This is a genomic window from Sphaerisporangium melleum, from assembly GCF_014646695.1.
Taxonomy (GTDB): domain Bacteria; phylum Actinomycetota; class Actinomycetes; order Streptosporangiales; family Streptosporangiaceae; genus Sphaerisporangium; species Sphaerisporangium melleum.
On record NZ_BMNT01000068.1, the window covers coordinates 1 to 17,040 of the forward strand.

At 74.2% G+C, this 17,040-nt stretch carries 8 protein-coding genes; 4 read left to right on the forward strand and 4 right to left on the reverse strand.

Annotated elements, in window-relative coordinates; all coding sequences use genetic code 11:
* Positions 1–242: 242 nt before the first annotated feature.
* Together IEY93_RS35745 and IEY93_RS35750 are read left to right on the forward strand one after the other, a co-directional pair.
* A complete protein-coding gene (locus IEY93_RS35745) occupies positions 243–3,002 on the forward strand; it encodes a CHAT domain-containing protein (protein ID WP_189167603.1) in 2,760 nt (919 codons plus the stop codon).
* Between the two features lie 244 nt (positions 3,003–3,246).
* Complete coding sequence (locus IEY93_RS35750; RefSeq protein ID WP_189167604.1) at positions 3,247–5,715, forward strand: polysaccharide lyase 8 family protein; 2,469 nt, start codon at positions 3,247–3,249, stop codon at positions 5,713–5,715.
* Between the two features lie 174 nt (positions 5,716–5,889).
* Here the strand turns inward: IEY93_RS35750 and IEY93_RS35755 are convergent, their stop codons facing one another.
* From IEY93_RS35755 to IEY93_RS35765, 3 genes are all read right to left on the reverse strand, one after another.
* Positions 5,890–6,693 (reverse strand): sulfurtransferase, encoded by an 804-nt coding sequence (locus IEY93_RS35755; RefSeq protein WP_189167605.1) that lies wholly within the window; start codon positions 6,691–6,693, stop codon positions 5,890–5,892.
* A 182-nt stretch (positions 6,694–6,875) separates the two neighbouring features.
* The gene (locus IEY93_RS35760; protein WP_189167606.1) at positions 6,876–7,466 is read right to left on the reverse strand and encodes a DUF5998 family protein; all 591 of its coding nucleotides are present in this window, start codon (positions 7,464–7,466) and stop codon (positions 6,876–6,878) included.
* 364 nt (positions 7,467–7,830) lie between these two features.
* Positions 7,831–10,458 carry a bifunctional acetate--CoA ligase family protein/GNAT family N-acetyltransferase gene (locus tag IEY93_RS35765; RefSeq protein WP_189167607.1) on the reverse strand — a complete coding sequence of 876 codons (2,628 nt, stop codon included), beginning with the start codon at positions 10,456–10,458 and terminating at the stop codon, positions 7,831–7,833.
* 153 nt (positions 10,459–10,611) lie between these two features.
* Between IEY93_RS35765 and IEY93_RS35770 the strand changes: the two genes are divergently transcribed.
* A complete protein-coding gene (locus tag IEY93_RS35770) occupies positions 10,612–11,505 on the forward strand; it encodes a carbohydrate kinase family protein (RefSeq protein WP_189167608.1) in 894 nt (297 codons plus the stop codon).
* 511 nt (positions 11,506–12,016) lie between these two features.
* On the opposite strand, the gene IEY93_RS35775 is transcribed toward IEY93_RS35770, so the two are convergent.
* Entirely contained in the window at positions 12,017–14,110 is a 2,094-nt protein-coding gene (locus IEY93_RS35775; RefSeq protein WP_189167609.1) for a RecQ family ATP-dependent DNA helicase, read from the reverse strand.
* Positions 14,111–14,422: 312 nt separating this feature from the next.
* Here IEY93_RS35775 and IEY93_RS35780 point away from each other — a divergent pair, with 312 nt between their 5' ends.
* Positions 14,423–16,936 carry a DNA gyrase/topoisomerase IV subunit A gene (locus IEY93_RS35780; protein ID WP_189167610.1) on the forward strand — a complete coding sequence of 838 codons (2,514 nt, stop codon included), beginning with the start codon at positions 14,423–14,425 and terminating at the stop codon, positions 16,934–16,936.
* The last annotated feature ends 104 nt before the right edge of the window (positions 16,937–17,040 follow it).

A 17,040-nucleotide genomic window follows, 5' to 3' on the forward strand; every position in this document is an offset into this window, starting at 1 on the left:
CCGAACCCATCCCCGACACCGCCGGTTCCCTCCATGACCCTCCACGACCTCCGCCCATGACACCTCCACACCCCCACGACCGAGCCCTCACCCCCGCCCCTGAACCCGGAACGGCGCCGCTCCCCGTTGCCGGACGCTCCGTCCAGCCCTCGGCCCTCGACCCCGGGCCCACTCGCGAGCCGCCACCTGCCCCCACCTCGCATCCCGAGGCACCGTCCCTCGTCACCGCCGCCGAGGAGACGGTGGAATTCTCCGGCGCCGACCCCGCACGGGCCCGCGAGCGCGCGAGCGCCGTGCTCGCCGAAGCGCGCGCCCGTGGCTGCCAGGAGGCCGTCTCGATCGCGCACCGCGCCCTCGGGCTCGCCGCCCGCGAGCTCGGGCACCTGGAGCCGGCCGAGGAGCATCTGCAGGAGGCCATCCGCGCCGCGCGCGGTCTGCCCGGGCGGGCCGCGCAGGCCCGGCTGTCGCTGGTCGCGGTACGCGCCGAGCTGGGCGACCCGGTGGGCGCGCTCCGCGTCGCCGACCTGGCCGAGGGGCACCTGACCGGCCTGGACTCCGCCCGGCTCGGCGTTCAGCGGTCGGTGGCGCTCGTCCGGGTCGGCAGGACACGGGACGCCGTGGCCGAGTGCGACCGGGCCATCACGGTGCTCACCGGAGCCGGTGACCCGCGCTTCCTGGCCGGCGCCCTGCTCAACCGCGGTCTCGCGCACACCTATCTGGAGGACTACGACGCGGCCGGCGCCGACCTGTCGGCCTGTGTGACCGTCGCCCGGGCCGCGGGCCTGGACCACATCGCCACCCTCGCCGAGGCGAACGTGCCCTTCGTCGCGACCCGGCGCGGTGACCTCGCCGCCGCCTTCGCCGGCTACCGGGAGGCGGAGGCCGCCCTGGCGGGTTATCCCGAACGCCTCGCGGCGATGCGCGGCGACTTCGCCGGCGCGCTCCTCGCGGCCTATCTGCCGGGAGAGGCTCGCGCGCTGCTCGGCCGGGCGGTTCCGGAGCTGGCCGCCACCGGGTCGCTCGGCGCGCTGGCCGAGTCGCGGCTGCTGCTGGCGCAGGTCGAACTTCTCGTCGGAGATCCGCACCAGGCACGGGTGACCGCCGAGACGGCGGCCCGCGAGCTGGCTGGGCAGGGACGCCACGCCTGGGTGCCCCTGGCGGAGGAGGTGATTCTCCGCGCGCGCATCACCATCGAGGCGCCGGCCTCCCGCGACGCGGAGCAGGCCCGCCGCCTGGCGAGCCAGGCGCGGGCGCTGGCCCTCCGGCTGGCCGCGGAAGGATGGACGGCCCCCGCCGCCGCCCTTCGCCTGACCGCCGCCGAGCTGACGCTCGCCGCCTCGGTCTCGCCGGCCCTTACAGGGCCCGCAGCCCCGCCCTTGATGACGGACCTGGTGGCCACGGGCGAAGCAGGGGTGGCCACCGCCATGGAGGCCGATCTGGCGGCCGTGACCGACGGGCCGCCGCCGGCCGGGCGGGCGCACCGCGTCGTCCGGCACCATGCCCTGGCCCTCCGGCACGGTCTCGCCGGAGACCTGCCGAGGGCGTTCTCGGCGCTGCGCGCGGGACTGGCGGAGGCCGCGGCGGGAGGCGAGCGGCTGAGCGACCCCGGCGTGCGGGCCCATGCCGTGCGCGCGGGCGAACGGCTCGCCGCTTTCGGCCTCGCACTGGCCCTGCGGGACGGGCGGCCGGAGCAGGTGCTGAGCTGGTCAGAGCACTGCCGGGCGGTCGCCCGCGGGCGGGCCGGCGGTGGCGGCGCGGCTCCGCCGCCCGACCGGATCCGCGCCGTCCTCGACGGGGCCGCGCTGGTCGAGTTGGTCCGGGACGGCGATCGACTCGCTGCCGTGGTCGTCACCGAGGAGCGGTGCGTGCTGCGGCCGCTCGGCTCGTACACCGCCGCCGCCGAGGCGACGATCCGGTTGAGGTACGCCCTGCGGCGGGCCGGGCTCCGGGACACCGGCACGGGCCTTGCCTCCGGCCCGCCCGGGGAGGCGGCCGGGCCGGCGGAGCTCTTTCGGCCGCTGGGCGCCGATGTCGGGGACCGTCCCGTGGTGATCGTGCCGACCGGGGCACTGCACACGCTCCCGTGGGGCGTGCTGCCGCCGCTCCTTGGGCGAGCGCACTGCGTGGCGGCCAGCGCCGGCGCCTGGCTGGCGAGCACCGCCCGCCGTCCCTCGCTCTTCGCGGGCCTTCCCGCGGACGGCACGGCGCAGGCCCGTCCGGAGGACGCCGGCCCCGTGGACGCGTCGCCGGCGGCCCCCGAGGAGAACCATGCGGATGGTGCGTGTGCGGCCTGCTCCGGCAGGGCGGGCCGCGCACGGAGCCGTACGGCCGGTGGGCCGGGCCCCCGCTGCGAGGCCAGGCTCACCAACGCGGCACGGTGGCCGGCCTGCCCGGCTCCGGTGGTGGCGATCGCGGGACCCGGACTGCGGTACGCGGAGGGCGAGGCCGCGATGGTGGTCCGCACCTACCGGCAAGCCGCCCGCCGGCCCTGTCCCCCGCCTCCCACGAACGCGGAACCTTCGGCACTTCCGGGTGCCCGGCAGGTCACCGCGAAGCGGGCGGAGGTTCTCGATGCGCTGGCGCGGGCGGAGATCGCGCACATCGCGGCGCACGGGTTCTTCTCGGCGCGCAGCCCACTGCTGTCGAGCATCGCCCTGGAGGACGGGCCGCTGATGGCCTACGACCTGCTCGCGCTCGAACGGTCGCCCTGGCTCGTCGTGCTGTCCGCCTGCGACGCCGGCATGGCGCACGCGCCGATGGACGGGGCGAGCCTCGGCCTGGCCGGCACCTTCCTGGACCAGGGCGCGGCATGCGTGATCGCCGGACTTGTCCCGATACGCGATGCGGAGGCGCTCGCCGTGATGACGCTCGTGCACGCCCTGCTGGCCGGCGGGCACACGCCGGCCGAGGCCCTGGCCACGGCCGCCCTGCGGACGGGCGTCCACGGCTTCACCTGCATGGGCTCCCTCGGCCGTCCGCTCCCGCCGCCCGCTCGGCGGTGAACGGAAGGCCGAGCCCGCCGGGCGAGGCATGACCGGCGGCCGGACGAAGGCGGTGGCCTCCCGGGCCAGATGCGGGCCTCTGCTCTTCCATCGGCCGACCGCCGATGCGTCGTCCCGCGTCTTGGGACCCCGCCAAGAGCCGGCGGCAACGTCCAGTGCCCGGCGAGCAGGTCTCCAGCGGCGCGCGAGGGACGTGCGGTGTCGGAGGCGGGGCGGCGGCCGCCGGGGAGCGATAATCCGAGCCGTGGACGCGTGGGGCAGGCGGTCGTTCCTGCGGGCCGGAGGGCTGGCGGCGGCAGGAGTGCTGATCACGGCCTCCGGCGCGCCCTCGGGAGACGGCGCCGCCTTCGCCGGGATGTTCGCCGGCCACCTGGCGGCGCTGCGCCGCCGGTGGCGGGAGGTGACGGCGGGCTCGGGCTTCGACCCCGCGGCCGAGCCGTACCGCACCCGCCTGGCGGCGCTCGGCACCACGGCGGCGCGATACCGGGATACCGCGGCGCCGGCGGCCGGTCGGCTCTGGCCCGACGAGCCCTTCCCGTCGTTCGTGGCCACCCCTGCCCGGCTGCTCACCATGGCCCGCGCCTACGCGCTGCCCGGCACCGGCCTGACCGGCGACGCCGGCCTGGCCGCCGCGGTGTCCGGCGGCATCGACCACTACCGGCGGCGGGTGTACGCCGAGGGCGCCCCGGAGACCGGCAACTGGTGGCACTGGCAAATCGGCGTCCCCAAGAAGCTGCTGGACGCGGCCGTACTGATCGAGCCGCACCTGCCCGACGGCGTGAGCAGGGCGCTGGCCGGCGCCGTGGATCATTTCGTCCCCGAACGCCATCTGCACACCTACAGCGGCACCAGTACCGGTGCCAACCGCGTGGATCTCTGCGTGGTCATGCTGCTGCGCGCCATGCTGCGATCGGACCCGGGGAAGGCCGCGGTGGCGGTGTCCGCGCTCTCGCCGGTGTTCCCGTACGCCGAGGAGGGCGACGGCTTCCACCGGGACGGAACGTTCATCCAGCACTCCTTCGTGCCCTACCAGGGGGCCTACGGGGTGTCGCTGCTGTCGGGGCTGGCGACGCTGTTCGCGGTGCTGCGCGGATCACCATGGGAGATCACCGATCCGGCCCGGCAGGTGATCTTCGACAGTGTCGGGAAGTCCTTCGCGCCGATCGTCCACGACGGCTTCTGCCTGGACATGGTGCGGGGACGCGGCATCGGCCGGCGATCGTACGGCGACCACGACAGGGGGCGTGAGATCGCCGCCGCGGTCCTGCTGCTCGGGGAGAGCGCCTCCGGCGGCGAACGGGCGCGCTGGCAGGCCATGGTCAAGGGGTGGGCGACGCGGGACACCACGGTGCCCATGCTGCCCGCGGCCGAGCGCTCCGACCTGGCCTTCCACGCCCGGCTCGCCGCGATCATGGACGATGACGCGGTCCCGGCCGCGGGTGAGCCGCCGGGGCACCGGCTGATGGCGGCGGGCGCCCGCGCCGTGCACCGCGGGCCGGGCTGGTGCGCGGGTCTCAGCATGGCCTCCTCCCGCATCGGCCACTACGAGCACGGCAACGGGGAGAACCTCCGCGGCTGGCACACCGGCTCCGGCATGCTCTACTGGTGGGCCGAGGGCCACGGCGACCAGTACTCCGATGCGTTCTGGCCCACCGTGGACCCCTACCGCCTGCCCGGCACCACGGTCTCGACCCGGCGGCTGCCCGACGGGGCGGGAGCGGCGTGGGGCGACACCCGCACGCCCGCACGCTGGGTGGGCGGCGCCACCGACGGCCGGTACGCCTGCGTCGGGCAGCACCTGTACGGGCTGGAGAGCACGCTGGAGGCGTACAAGTCCTGGTTCTTCCTGGACGACGCGGTGGTCTGCCTGGGCGCGGGCATCACCGCCCGGGACGGCGTGCCGGTGGAGACGATCGTGGACAACCGCCGGACGGACGCCGGGCTCACCGTGGACGGCCGGGAGGTCCTGGCGCCTCCTCCCGCCGACGGCCGAAAGCCCGCCTCGGCCTTCGGGGGACCCTGGCGCACCCCCGCCTCGGACGACCGGCCCACCGGCGGCGAGGACCGCGGAGCGGCGGGAACCTCGTCCGCCGGCCGGTCCGCGGCCATGGCCGAGGCGGGCTGGGCGCATCTGACGGGGCACGGCGGATATGTCCTGCCGGGCGGCGCCCGCCTCCACCTGCTGCGCGAGCGACGGGCCGATGCGACCGGGCGGGTCGCCCGCGGCTACGTCACGCTCTGGCTGGACCACGGCCCCGACCCCGCCTCGGCCGGGTACGCGTATCTGCTCCTGCCGGGCGCGACCGCCGTCCAGACCCGGGCCCGCTCCGCCGACCCGGACTGGCTTCGCATATCGGTCAACACCGCCGACCAGCAGGGCATCCGGGTCCCCTCTCTGGGGATCACGGCGGTGAACTTCTGGCAGGGCGGGGCCACAGAAGGGCTGACCGCCTCGGGTCCGTGTGCCGTGCTGGTCAGGGAGGACGCCACAGGTGCGGCAACGGTCACCGTGGCCGACCCCAGGTGCGGCCTGGACGAGCTGACCGTGACCTGGGATCGCCGGGTGGCCGGGGTGGTCCACGGCCACCCGCTGCTGGCCGGCGCGCAGACCGGCCGGAAACTCGTCCTCACCTTCACCGGTCTGGCCGATCAGGCCGGCGCCTCCCATACGGTCACCGTGCGCACGACCGCTCCTGCCGGTGCCCGGTCGTGACGCCGGCGGCCGGCGGACACCGGTGACGACCGAGCGGCAGCCGCCGGGCGGGCGTCGCACGGTCGAGCAGCCGGTGCTCCCGCATGGTCATCGAGGTCACGCCCCGGCGTGCTCGCCGGACGATCACCGGCGTGTCGCCGCCGGTGGTCGGCGGTGACACGCCCGCGACGATGTTCAGCCCGTGGCGATGGGCCGGGAGAGGTCGTTGATCCAGTTGGACCAGGAGCCCACGTAGAGAGCGGCGTGCACACCCGCGATCTCCATCGCCAGCACCTCGTGCGCGGCGGTCACGCCGGACCCGCAGTACGCCCCGACCGGCACCTCGGGCAGCGCGCCGAAGGAGATGAACCGCTCTCTGAGGAACTCCGGCGAGTGGAACCGCCCGGACGGGTCGACGTTCTCCATCGTGGGAGCGCTGACCGCCCCGGGGATGTGCCCGGCGACCGCGTCGATCGGCTCGACCTCGCCCCGGTAGCGCTCGGCGCCGCGGGCGTCCAGCAGCACGCCCTCCTGGGCGAGCGTGCCCGCGCCGGCGGCGTCCAGCACCGGCATCCCACCCGGTTCGGCGGTGAAGTCGCCCGGCTCGGCGAGCACATCCCCCTTGATCACCGGACGGCCCTCTTCGACCCACCTGCGGTAGCCGCCGTCGAGCACCCGCACGTCCGGGTGCCCGAAGTAGCGCAGCGTCCACCAGGCGCGGGCCGCGGCCGTGGCGTCGGCCTCGTCGTAGACCACGACCCGGCGCGACCGCGACACGCCGAGCCGGCGCATCGCGTCCTGGAACCTCTGGGCGTCCGGCAGCGGATGCCGGCCCCCCGCGCCGGGCGGCGCGGCCAGATCGTGGTCCAGGTCGCAGAACACGGCGCCGGGGAGGTGCCCCTCCCGATAGGAGTCGATGCCGGGCGCGCCCACCAGCCGCCAGCGCACGTCCAGGATGGTGGAGTCGCCGAGGTCACCAGGATTGATCAACGGGCTCATCGAAACCTCCGGGAAGCCCCGCCTTCCGGCGGGGGATGAAGTATCGGACTCCTGCGGAGCAGGGCCGGAGCAGCCCCGCCCCACCCCGCCGCGCCGCGCGAAGGGCGGCGCGCCGGCCGGAGCGCCTCGGCATGGTGCCGGGCGCCCGGCCGGCGCGGGTGGTCAACCCGCCGTCCGGATGGTCAACTCGCCGTGCGGGCGGTGGCCTCGGAAAGGGCCTTGGCGAAGGCCAGCACGTTGCTGACGGCCTCGGGACCGTCGGCGGCCTCGCTGACCCGCAGCGAGAGGTCGTCGGCCGTGATCGCGCCGGTGTACCCGTGGTCGGCTTCGCAGTTCTCGTCCCCGCAGGTGGCGGGCTCCAGGTCCACATGGGAGATGGCGCCCCAGCCGATGGTGAGCGTCACCTCGGTCGGCGGCACCCCCGGCACGTACGCCGCCGGGTCGGGGACCACTCTGGTGACCGCGACCGACTGGACGCGGCTCAGGCGCACGGCCTCGGTCGTGGTCGAGGCGTGCGAGGTGGGCATGCCGTCGGCGGGCGGGTGTTCGTCGGTGTGGCACACCAGGAGCCGGGTGGGCGAGAGGATCACGACGGTGACGTGCCTGCGCACCTCCATCGCAGGGTCGAAAGTCGCCTCGTGGTGAACGACGAAGGCCGTCACCGGCTCTTTACCCAGCGCGGATTCCGCCGCGTCGGCCACAAGATCGGGGTAGTAGCCGCTGCGTTCGATAGCCTCGCGCAAACTCGCGGCCGAGACTCGGGTTTCCCTCATGAGTCCATCCTGCCCTGTCTCGGCGTCGTGTTTCACCTCGCGGGCGCCTGCCTTGGCCGCCTCCGGCCGCAAGTGGACTCCATGTTCGACCCGCCCATCCCTCCCACCACATCGGATGCGCCGGGTCACCTCCTCCCCAAGGCGTGTACGCCCACGGCGAGCACCGGACGGGCGCCGGCGTCCCGCCCCGCCGGCGAGCGAAACGTTCACGGGGGAACGGCCCCGCGATCACCGGCGCGGGCGGTCCGCCGGTGGGCGCGCACTTCTCTCCGGCTCGCGGCCGCGAGCGGGCGTTCCGTCGCGGATCGTCCGCCCCGGGCGCTCGCGATCCCTGGCCGGCACCGGCCCTCTCGCTCCTCGCGGGTCAGCTCAGGCGTCTCGGCCCCCGGTCGGGGCGCGGGCCGACGCTGCCGCGTACCAGGGCGCGGGCGCCGAGGACGCTCACCCCGGACTCGCCCACCAGGACCGGGTCCAGGACCAGCCGCGCCACCCCGGGCAGCTCGTCGGCCAGCCGGCCCACGCGGACGATCAGATCCTCCAGCGCCTCCACCGCCACCGGCGGGTACCCGTACCGGCCGAACAGCAGAGGCGCGGCACGCACCGAGCGGACCAGCGCGGCGGCGTCATCGGCGGTCAGCGGGGCGAGCCGGTACGCCTCGTCGCCGAGGAGCCGGGCGGTGATCTCGCCGAGCCCGAAGGACACCACCGCGCCGAACTCGGGATCGTCCACGACGCGTACCACGGTCTGCACGGCCGGTTGTGGCGCCATCCGCTGCACCGACAGGGGCACCTCGGGTCCGAGCCGCTCGGCCAGGTCGGCGTACGCCCGGCGCACCCCGCCCGCGTCGGACAGGCCGAGCCGCACCGTGCCGGCCCGGTGAGACGTCTCGGGGTCGGCCGCGCGGACGACGACCGGCCGGCCGAGCCGCTCGGCGGCCGCGACGGCCTCCTCGGGCGAGGAGACCGGCTCCGAGGGCCAGACCCGCAGCCCGTAGCAGGCGAGCAGCTCGGTCGCGTCCACCTCGACGTCCTCCTCCGAGGCGAGCAGGCGTTCCAGTACCGCCCGGGCGCCGGCGGTGTCCACGTCACCGATCTCCGGCGGGGCGCCGGGCGGCGTGCCGCGCCAGAGGGAGTAGCGCACCACGTGGGCCAGCGCTCGTACGGCCTCCTCGGCCGCCGGATAGGACGGGATGGAGCCCTTGCCCGGGTCGCCCCCTTCGCCGGGAACGCGCAGCTCCTCGGGCATGCCCATGCGTCCCTCGAAGGTCGCGAGGAGGGGCTTGCCGGTCTCCTTGGCCGTCCGCACCAGTTCGGCGGCCACCGCCGCCGCGTCGCCGGGCACGGGCGGCAGGTAGATCGCGACGATCGCGTCCACCCGGCAGTCCATCTCCGCCAGCGCCTTGCGGTAGTCGGCCGCCCCGGCGCGGGCGCCGAGGTTGGCCGGCGGGCAGGGGTCGAGGCCGGCGGCCACGCAGGCGTCCACGGCGTGCAGGGCCATCGCGTCGGAGTTGCTGACCACGCCCACCTTCGGCCCGGCGGGCAGCGGCTGGTAGGCCAGAAGCTGCGCGACGTCGAAGAGCTGGGTGAGGTCGTCCACCCTGATCACCCCCGCCTGCTCGAACAGCGCGCTGAGCGCGGTGTCCGGCAGCCCCAGCACCGGCGCGGCGTGCCCGACCGGCACGCCTTGGGTGACGCCGCCGCTCTTGACCACCACGACCGGCTTCTCGCGGGAGGTGCGGCGGGCCAGGCGGGCGAACTTGCGCGGGTTTCCCAGCGACTCCAGGTAGAGCAGGATCACGTCGGTCGCCGGGTCCTCCACCCAATATTGCAGCAGGTCGTTGCCCGAGACGTCCGCCCGGTTGCCGGCGGACACGAAGGTCGAGATGCCCATCCCCCGCTGGGCGACCCGCTGGAGCAGGGCGGTGCCGAGCGCGCCCGACTGGCTGAAGAACCCCACCCGTCCCCGGCCGGGAAGCCGGGCGGCGAGGGTGGCGTTCAGCCGGACGGCGGGGTCGGTGTTGGCGATGCCCAGGCAGTTCGGCCCCACGACGCGCAACCCGTGCGCACGCGCGATGCGTACCAGCTCGTCCTGCCGGACCCGGCCCTCCGGCCCGGTCTCACCGAACCCCGAGGACACCACCACCAGACCTTTCACCCCCTTCTGCGCGCACTCCTCGACCACATCGAGCACGCCGTCCGCGGGCACGGCCACCACGGCGAGGTCCACGTCGCCGTCGATGGCCGAGACGCTCTTGTACGCGCGCACGCCGGCCACCGCGCGCACCTCGCGGTGCACCGGGTACACCGGCCCGTTGAAGTCGGCGCCGAGAAGGTTGCGCAGCACGGTCTGGCCGATGCCGCCCGCCTCGCGTCCCGCGCCCACCACCACGACGGAGGCCGGGGTGAGCAACCGCTCGATCGAGCGGGCCTCGGCGCGATGCTCGCGCGCCATCGTCACCTCGCGGGAGGTCTCCGTGGTCGCGAGGTCCAGGGTCATCCGGACGACGCCGTCCTCGAACCGGCTCCGCGCGGTGTACCCGGCGTTGCTGAAGAACGCCATCATGCGGCTGTTGGACGGCAGCACATCGGCGATGAAGGTCTTGATGCCACGTTCCCGCGCCGCGGCCCGCAGGTGCTCCATGAGCACCGATGCCACTCCCCTGCCCTGGTGCGCGTCCTCGACCAGGAAGGCCACCTCGGCCTCCTGCCGGTCCAGCCGGTCGAAGCGGACGACCGCCACCATCGCCGTGCCGAGCGTCGCGATCAGCGCGACGCGGTCCACGTAGTCGACATTGGTGAACAGGGCCACCTCACGGTCCGACAGCCTCGGGCGCGGGCCGAAGAACCGGAAGTAGATCGACTGCTCCGACAGCCGGGAGTAGAAATCGCGCAGGATGCCGGCGTCCTCGGGACGGATGGGGCGCACGTGCACGGTGCCCCCGTCCGACAGTACGACGTCGGCCTCCCAGTGGGCGGGGTAGTGAGGTTCCACATTGATGAGGGTAAGCGGCCGTCTGTCCGTTTCGTTGGGCAACGCTTGTGCATCGACTGTGCACGCGTGTCCGCTCTATGCCCCACGCCCCGGCTTGAAGCTGTTAGGTTTTCTGTCAGCAGCCTCCTGTAGTGCCAGCAAGGTGGTGACATCATGACCCGGGTTGTCGTGGTGGGCGATCTGATGACCGACGCGGTCGCACGCGCCCGCTACCCCCTCGCCAGGGCGAGCGACACACCTGCGGTCGTCACCATGCACGGTGGCGGTTCCGGAGCGAACATCGCGTCCTGGCTGGCCGTCGAGGGCGCCGAGGTCGCGTTCGTCGGCCGCCGCGGCGCCGACATCACCGGCCGCAACCGCGATATGGAGCTCATGGGGTACGGCGTGGACGCCCGCCTCGTGATGGATCCCGAGCGGCCGACCGGCACCTGTGTGGTGCTGGTCACCCACAAGGGCGAGCGCACGCTGCTCTCCGACCCGGGCGCCAACGCGGCGCTCTCCCCGGAAGACCTGCCGCGCGACCTGTTCATCCAGGGTGGCCATCTGCACGTCTCGGGGTACACCCTGCTCAACGAGGGGTCACGCGACGCCGGCCTGGCCGCGCTGGAGCACGCGCGACGGGCGGGCATGTCGATCTCGGTCGACTGCGCCTCCGCGGCGCCGCTCGAGCGCACGGGCGCCGAGCCGTTCCTGGAGTGGACGCACAGCGCCAAGTTGCTGTTCGCCAATGACGCCCAGGCCAAGGTGCTCACCGGCCGTGACGACCCGGCGTCCGCCGCCAAGGTGCTCACCGCGTGGTTCCCGCAGGTCGTGATCAAGCTCGGCGCCGAGGGCTCCCTGTGGTACACCAACAACCGCCCCGAGCCCGTGCGCGCCCCGGCCGACCACCTCGAGCGGGTCATCGACGGCACCGGTGCGGGCGACGCGTTCACGGCGGGCTTCCTGCAGCCGTGGCTCGAGGGCAAGCAGCCGGCCGACGCGCTCGCCGCCGGCAACGCGCTGGCCGCCAAGGCCATCAGCAACCTCGGCGCCCGCCCCCGCCTCTGACCCCCGGCCCGGCCTAGGAGCAGGCCCGCACCCAAGGCTTCGCAGGCACAACGGCGACCCGACCCCCGCGATCGGCCGGTCGGCGCGCGACCTCGGGGACCGAACGAAGGCAGGCCCCCTGGCCATGCCTCGATGACGGCTCGGCACCTGTCGGCCACCCTCAAAGTGGCCGCGGCGGCCGCCGCCCGAGCCGCGCGGCCCTCCCGACGGCCTTCAACACCCCGCACACCGGCACACCCGCCCCCGGCCAGGCCCTCGCCCCCCACCCCGCCGGCAATCCTCTCCTCTCTCCGCTCCCGACCACAGCCATCTCCGCGCACCGGCCTCAGCCCCGGACCAGGCCCCCGCCTCCTCGCCCCCGCCAAGGCCTCGCCCGTGATCCTCCCCTCTCCGCCCCCGACCACCGGCATCTCCACCCACCAGGGCCTGCGCGCGGATGGTTCGTGCCAGGAGCCGTGGAGGCGGGTTCGCACAGGACCGCGGGGATGACCGTGCCGTCGGGTGGTCGTGCTCAGGTGGTGGTGGCCAGGGCCAGAGGGAGCACGGCGGGGGCGCCGGAGTCGCGCAGGAGGGCTGCGGCGATGGTCATCGTCCAGCCGGTGTCGATGCGGTCGTCCACCAGCAGCACCGGACCGCCGGAGAGGTCGGCGGCCGGGGGCGCGAGAGTGGCCTGGAGGGCCCGCACGCGCTGGGCGCTGTTGTGCTGGCGACCGGGCGGACCGTTGCGGTAGGTCAGCGAGCCGAGGTGGCGCAGCCGCCCGATGGCGGCCAGCCGCTCCCCAAGAGTGCCGATGAGCGCCGGCCTGGTCGCCGACGGCATGGTGACCACGGCGACCGGCCGCTCGGCCCAGCGCCAGGCGCTCAGCACCTTGACCACCGCGTCGAACACCTCCTCCGGCACCGGGCCGTCGGGCGCCCCCTCGGCGAGCAGCCCGCGCAGGACGTTGCCCCAGCCGATGTCGGTGAGCCGCCCGAGGGCACGCCCGGGCTCGGCCGCCTGCTCAGGGCGGATACGGCCGGAGAGCCCGAGGTCCTTCAGGCCGGTGGGCCACTGCCGCCGGGGCTCGACGTCGACGCCGGGACGGTGCAGGCGCTCACGGGCGCTGTTCAGGGCGTTCGGGGCGACCTCCACCGGCCGGTGCCGGCCGGTGCAGTTGTCGCAGCGGCCGCAGGGACGGGCGGTGTCGTCGTCGAGGTGCCGCCGGAGATACTCCTCGCGGCACTCGGTGGTGGAGAGGTAACCGAGCATGGCCCGCTGCTCGGCGGCGCGCTCGGCGGCGACCCGGGCGTACCTTTCGGTGTCGTAGGCCCAGGGCCGGCCGGTGGCCTGCCAGCCGCCCTTCACCCGCCGGACCGCGCCGTCGACGTCCAGCACCTTGAGCATCATGTCGAGCCGGTTGCGGCTGAGGTCGACCCGCGTCTCCAGCGCGGCCGTGGACATGGTGCCCTCGGCCGGCAGAGTGTCGAGGGTGGCCCGCACGACCGGCTCGGGCGGGAAGGCCAGCGACGCGAAGTACGCCCAGATGTCGCGGTCCTCCGGGCCGGGCAGCAGGATGACCTCCGCGCGCTCCACCCCGCGCCCGGCCCGTCCGACCTGCTGGTAGTAGGCGACCGGGGAGGCGGGCGCCCCGACGTGGACGACGAACCCGAGGTCGGGCTTGTCGAACCCCATGCCCAGGGCTGAGGTCGCGACCAGGGCCTTCAGCCGGTTGCCGAGCAGGTCGCGCTCGGCCTCCAGCCGCTCGGCGGGGTCGGTCTGGCCGGAATATGCCGCGACCTCGTGCCCCTGGTCGCGGAGGTAGGCGGCGATCTCGTGGGTGGCGGCGACGGTCAGCGTGTAGACGATGCCCGAACCGGGCAGCTCGTGCAGGGTCTGGGCGAGCCAGCCGAGCCGCTGCTCGGCGGTGCCCAGCCGGACGACGCTGAGGTGGAGACTGTCGCGCTCGAGCGGCCCGCGCAGCACCAGGGTGTCGCCCGCGCCGGGGGTGGTGGCGGTGAGCTGCTCGGCGATGTCGCGGGTGACGCGGGCGTTGGCCGTGGCGGTGGTGGCGAGCACGGGCACGCCCGGCGGGAGGTCGGCCAGCAGGGTGCGCAGCCGCCGGTAGTCGGGGCGGAAGTCATGACCCCAGTCGGAGATGCAGTGCGCCTCGTCCACCACGACCAGGCCCGCGGACGCGGCGAGCTTGGGCAGGACGAGATCGCGGAAGTCGGGGTTGTTGAGCCGCTCGGGGCTGACCAGCAGCACGTCGACCTGGCCACGCTCGACCTCGTCGTGCACGGACTCCCACTCGTCGACGTTCGCGGAGTTGATCGTCGCGGCCTGCACGCCCGCCCGCGCGGCGGCGTCGACCTGGTTGCGCATGAGGGCCAGCAACGGCGACACGATCACGGTTGGACCGGCGCCCCGCGCGCGGAGCAGGGCGGTGGCGATGAAGTAGACCGCCGACTTGCCCCATCCGGTGCGCTGGACGACCAGCGCGCGCCGCCGGTCGACCACCAGTGCCCTGATGGCGGACCACTGGTCGTCGCGCAAGGTGGCGTGGTCGCCCGCCAGGGCGCGCAGCTTCCGCTCGGCCTCGGCCCGCAGGCCGGTCTCGTCAACCATGTGTCCTTGCTATCAGTTCCCGGTGACGGTTCCGTCCCTCCGCCTCCTCCTGTGGACGACGGCCGGGCTCCGCCGCCCGGAAGACCCGCTTCGCCCAGGAGTCGTCCGGACTTCGTCCACAGGCCGGAGAAGCAGGGCGCGGCGGGACCGAAAGGGCCGAGCGACGGTGCACGGGAGGCGCCCCGAGAGCGGGACCGGGGCCGGGATAGGACGTCGGGGCGCTGACCTCGGGCGGAGCCGGGCCTGCGGGCGTAGGCGGGCAAATGACCTTCGAGTCGCGGAGCACCTCGCACCTTCGGCACAATGTTCGATATGGCCCGACGGACTACCACACCCCCGCAAGACGAGGACTTCGAGGAGCGGATCGTCGACATCGACGTTTCGACCGAGATGCGCACCAGCTTCCTGGAGTACGCCTACTCCGTGATCTACCAGCGCGCTCTCCCCGACGCACGCGACGGCCTGAAGCCGGTCCAGCGCCGCATCCTCTACTCGATGAGCGAGATGGGCCTGCGGCCCGACCGGGGGCACGTGAAGTCCTCGCGCGTCGTCGGCGACGTGATGGGCAAGCTCCACCCACACGGTGACACCGCCATCTACGACGCGCTGGTCCGCATGGCCCAGCCGTTCTCGATGCGCCTGCCGCTGGTCGACGGCCACGGCAACTTCGGCTCGCCGGACGACCTGCCCGCCGCCATGCGGTACACCGAGGCGCGCCTGGCGCCCGCGGCCATGCTCATGGTGCAGTCGATCGACGAGGACGTCGTCGACTTCAAACCCAACTACGACGGGCAGGAGACCGAGCCCACGGTCCTGCCCAGCGCCTTTCCCAACCTCCTGGTGAACGGCGCGGCGGGCATCGCGGTCGGCATGGCGACCAACATGGCCCCGCACAACCTCGTCGAGGTCATCGCCGCCGCCCGCCACCTGATCAAGAAGCCGGACGCCTCGCTGGACGAGCTGATGCGGTTCGTCCCGGGCCCCGACCTGCCGACCGGCGGCATGATCATCGGCCTGGACGGCGTCAGGGACGCCTACGAGACCGGGCGTGGCACCTTCCGCATGCGAGCCAGGACGACGATCGAGCAGGTCACCCCGCGGCGCAAGGGCATCATCGTCACCGAGCTGCCCTTCAACGTGGGCCCTGAGCGGGTCATCACCAAGATCAAGGAGCTGGTGAACGCCAAGAGGCTCTCCGGCATCTCCGACCTGAAGGACCTCACCGACCGGCACAAGGGCCTGCGCCTGGTCATCGAGGTCAAGAACGGCTTCAACCCCGAGGCGGTGCTCGCCGAGCTCTACCGCCTGACGCCGATGGAGGAGACCTTCGGCATCAACAACGTCGCGCTGGTCGACGGCCAGCCCCGCACGCTCGGCCTCAAGCAGCTCCTCCAGGTCTACGTCGACCACCGCATCGAGGTCGTGCGCCGCCGTTCCAGCCACCGGCGGCGCAAGCGGGAGGACCGCCTGCACCTGGTGGACGGCCTGATCATCGCCTTGCTCAACATCGACGAGGTCATTCAGGTCATCCGCTCCTCCGAGGACTCCGCCGAGGCCCGCACGCGGCTCATGCAGATCTTCGAGCTGTCGGAGGTCCAGGCGAACTACATCCTGGACACGCCGCTGCGCCGCCTCACCCGGTACGACAACCTGGAACTGGAGCGCGAGCGGCAGACCCTGCAGGAGGAGATCGCCGAGCTGACCGCGATCCTGTCCTCGGAGGACCGCCTGCGCCGCGTCGTCTCCGGCGAGCTGGCCGAGGTCGCCAAGACCTACGGCACGCCGCGCCGCACCGTGCTGCTGGAGGGCGGGGTGGTCACCACGCCGGGCGCGATCCCGCTGGAGGTCGCCGACGATCCCTGCCTGGTGCTGCTCTCCTCGACCGGCCTGCTGGCCCGCACCGCGGACGCCACGCCGCTCGGCGCGGGCGAGGAGCGCTCGCCGCACGACGTGCTGGTCTCGGTGGTCCGTTCGACGGTGCGCGGCGAGGTCGCGGTGGTGACCTCGGCCGGCCGCGCGATCAGAGTCTCGGTGGTCGACCTGCCGACCCTGCCGCCGTCCGCGAGCCCGCCGTCCCTATCGGGCGGCCATCCGGTCAGCGAGTACGTCACCCTGAACCCCGGCGAGCGGGTCGCCGGGCTCGGGTCCCTCGACCCCGAGGGCCCCGGGCTCGCGCTCGGCACCGCCCAGGGCCTGGTGAAGCGGGTCGTGCCCGAATATCCGGCCAACCGCAACGAGTTCGAGGTGATCGGCCTCAAGCCCGGCGACAGTGTGCTGAGCGCCGTCGAGCTGTCCTCCGAGGACCACGACCTGGTGTTCATCACCTCCAACGCGCAGTTGCTGCGCTATCCCGCCTCGGCGGTGCGCCCGCAGGGGCGTCCGGCCGGCGGCATGACCGGCATCCGGCTGGACGACGACGCCAAGGTCATCTGGTTCGGTGTGGTCGACCCGTCCCGGGAGGCGCGCGTCGTCACCGTCGCGGGCTCGGCCACCGCGCTTCCCGGCACCGAGGCCGGCGGCGCGAAGGTCTCCGACTACGCCGACTATCCGCCCAAGGGCCGGGCGACCGGCGGCGTGCGGGCGCAGCGCTTCCTCAAGGGCGAGGACGCCCTCATCCTCGCCTGGGCCGGGCCGACCCCGATCAAGGCGGTGTCCTCGGCCGGCAGGCCGGCCGAGCTTCCCGACGAGCTCGGCCGCCGGGACGGCTCGGGCGTGCGGCTGAACGCGACGATCGCGGCGATCGGCGGAGCGCTGGGCAGCGCCCCCGATGAAGCCGCGGAGCCGCCGGCCGTCTCCGTGACCGCCGGCGAGCAGACGGAGGTCTGAGCGGCGGCCAAGGTTCACGGCAATGCCTGCGCCGCCGCGTGGGCAGGGGTCGCTCACCGACCGGCCCTCGGCCAAGGTCCGCATGCTCGGGACGGAGGCCCGGC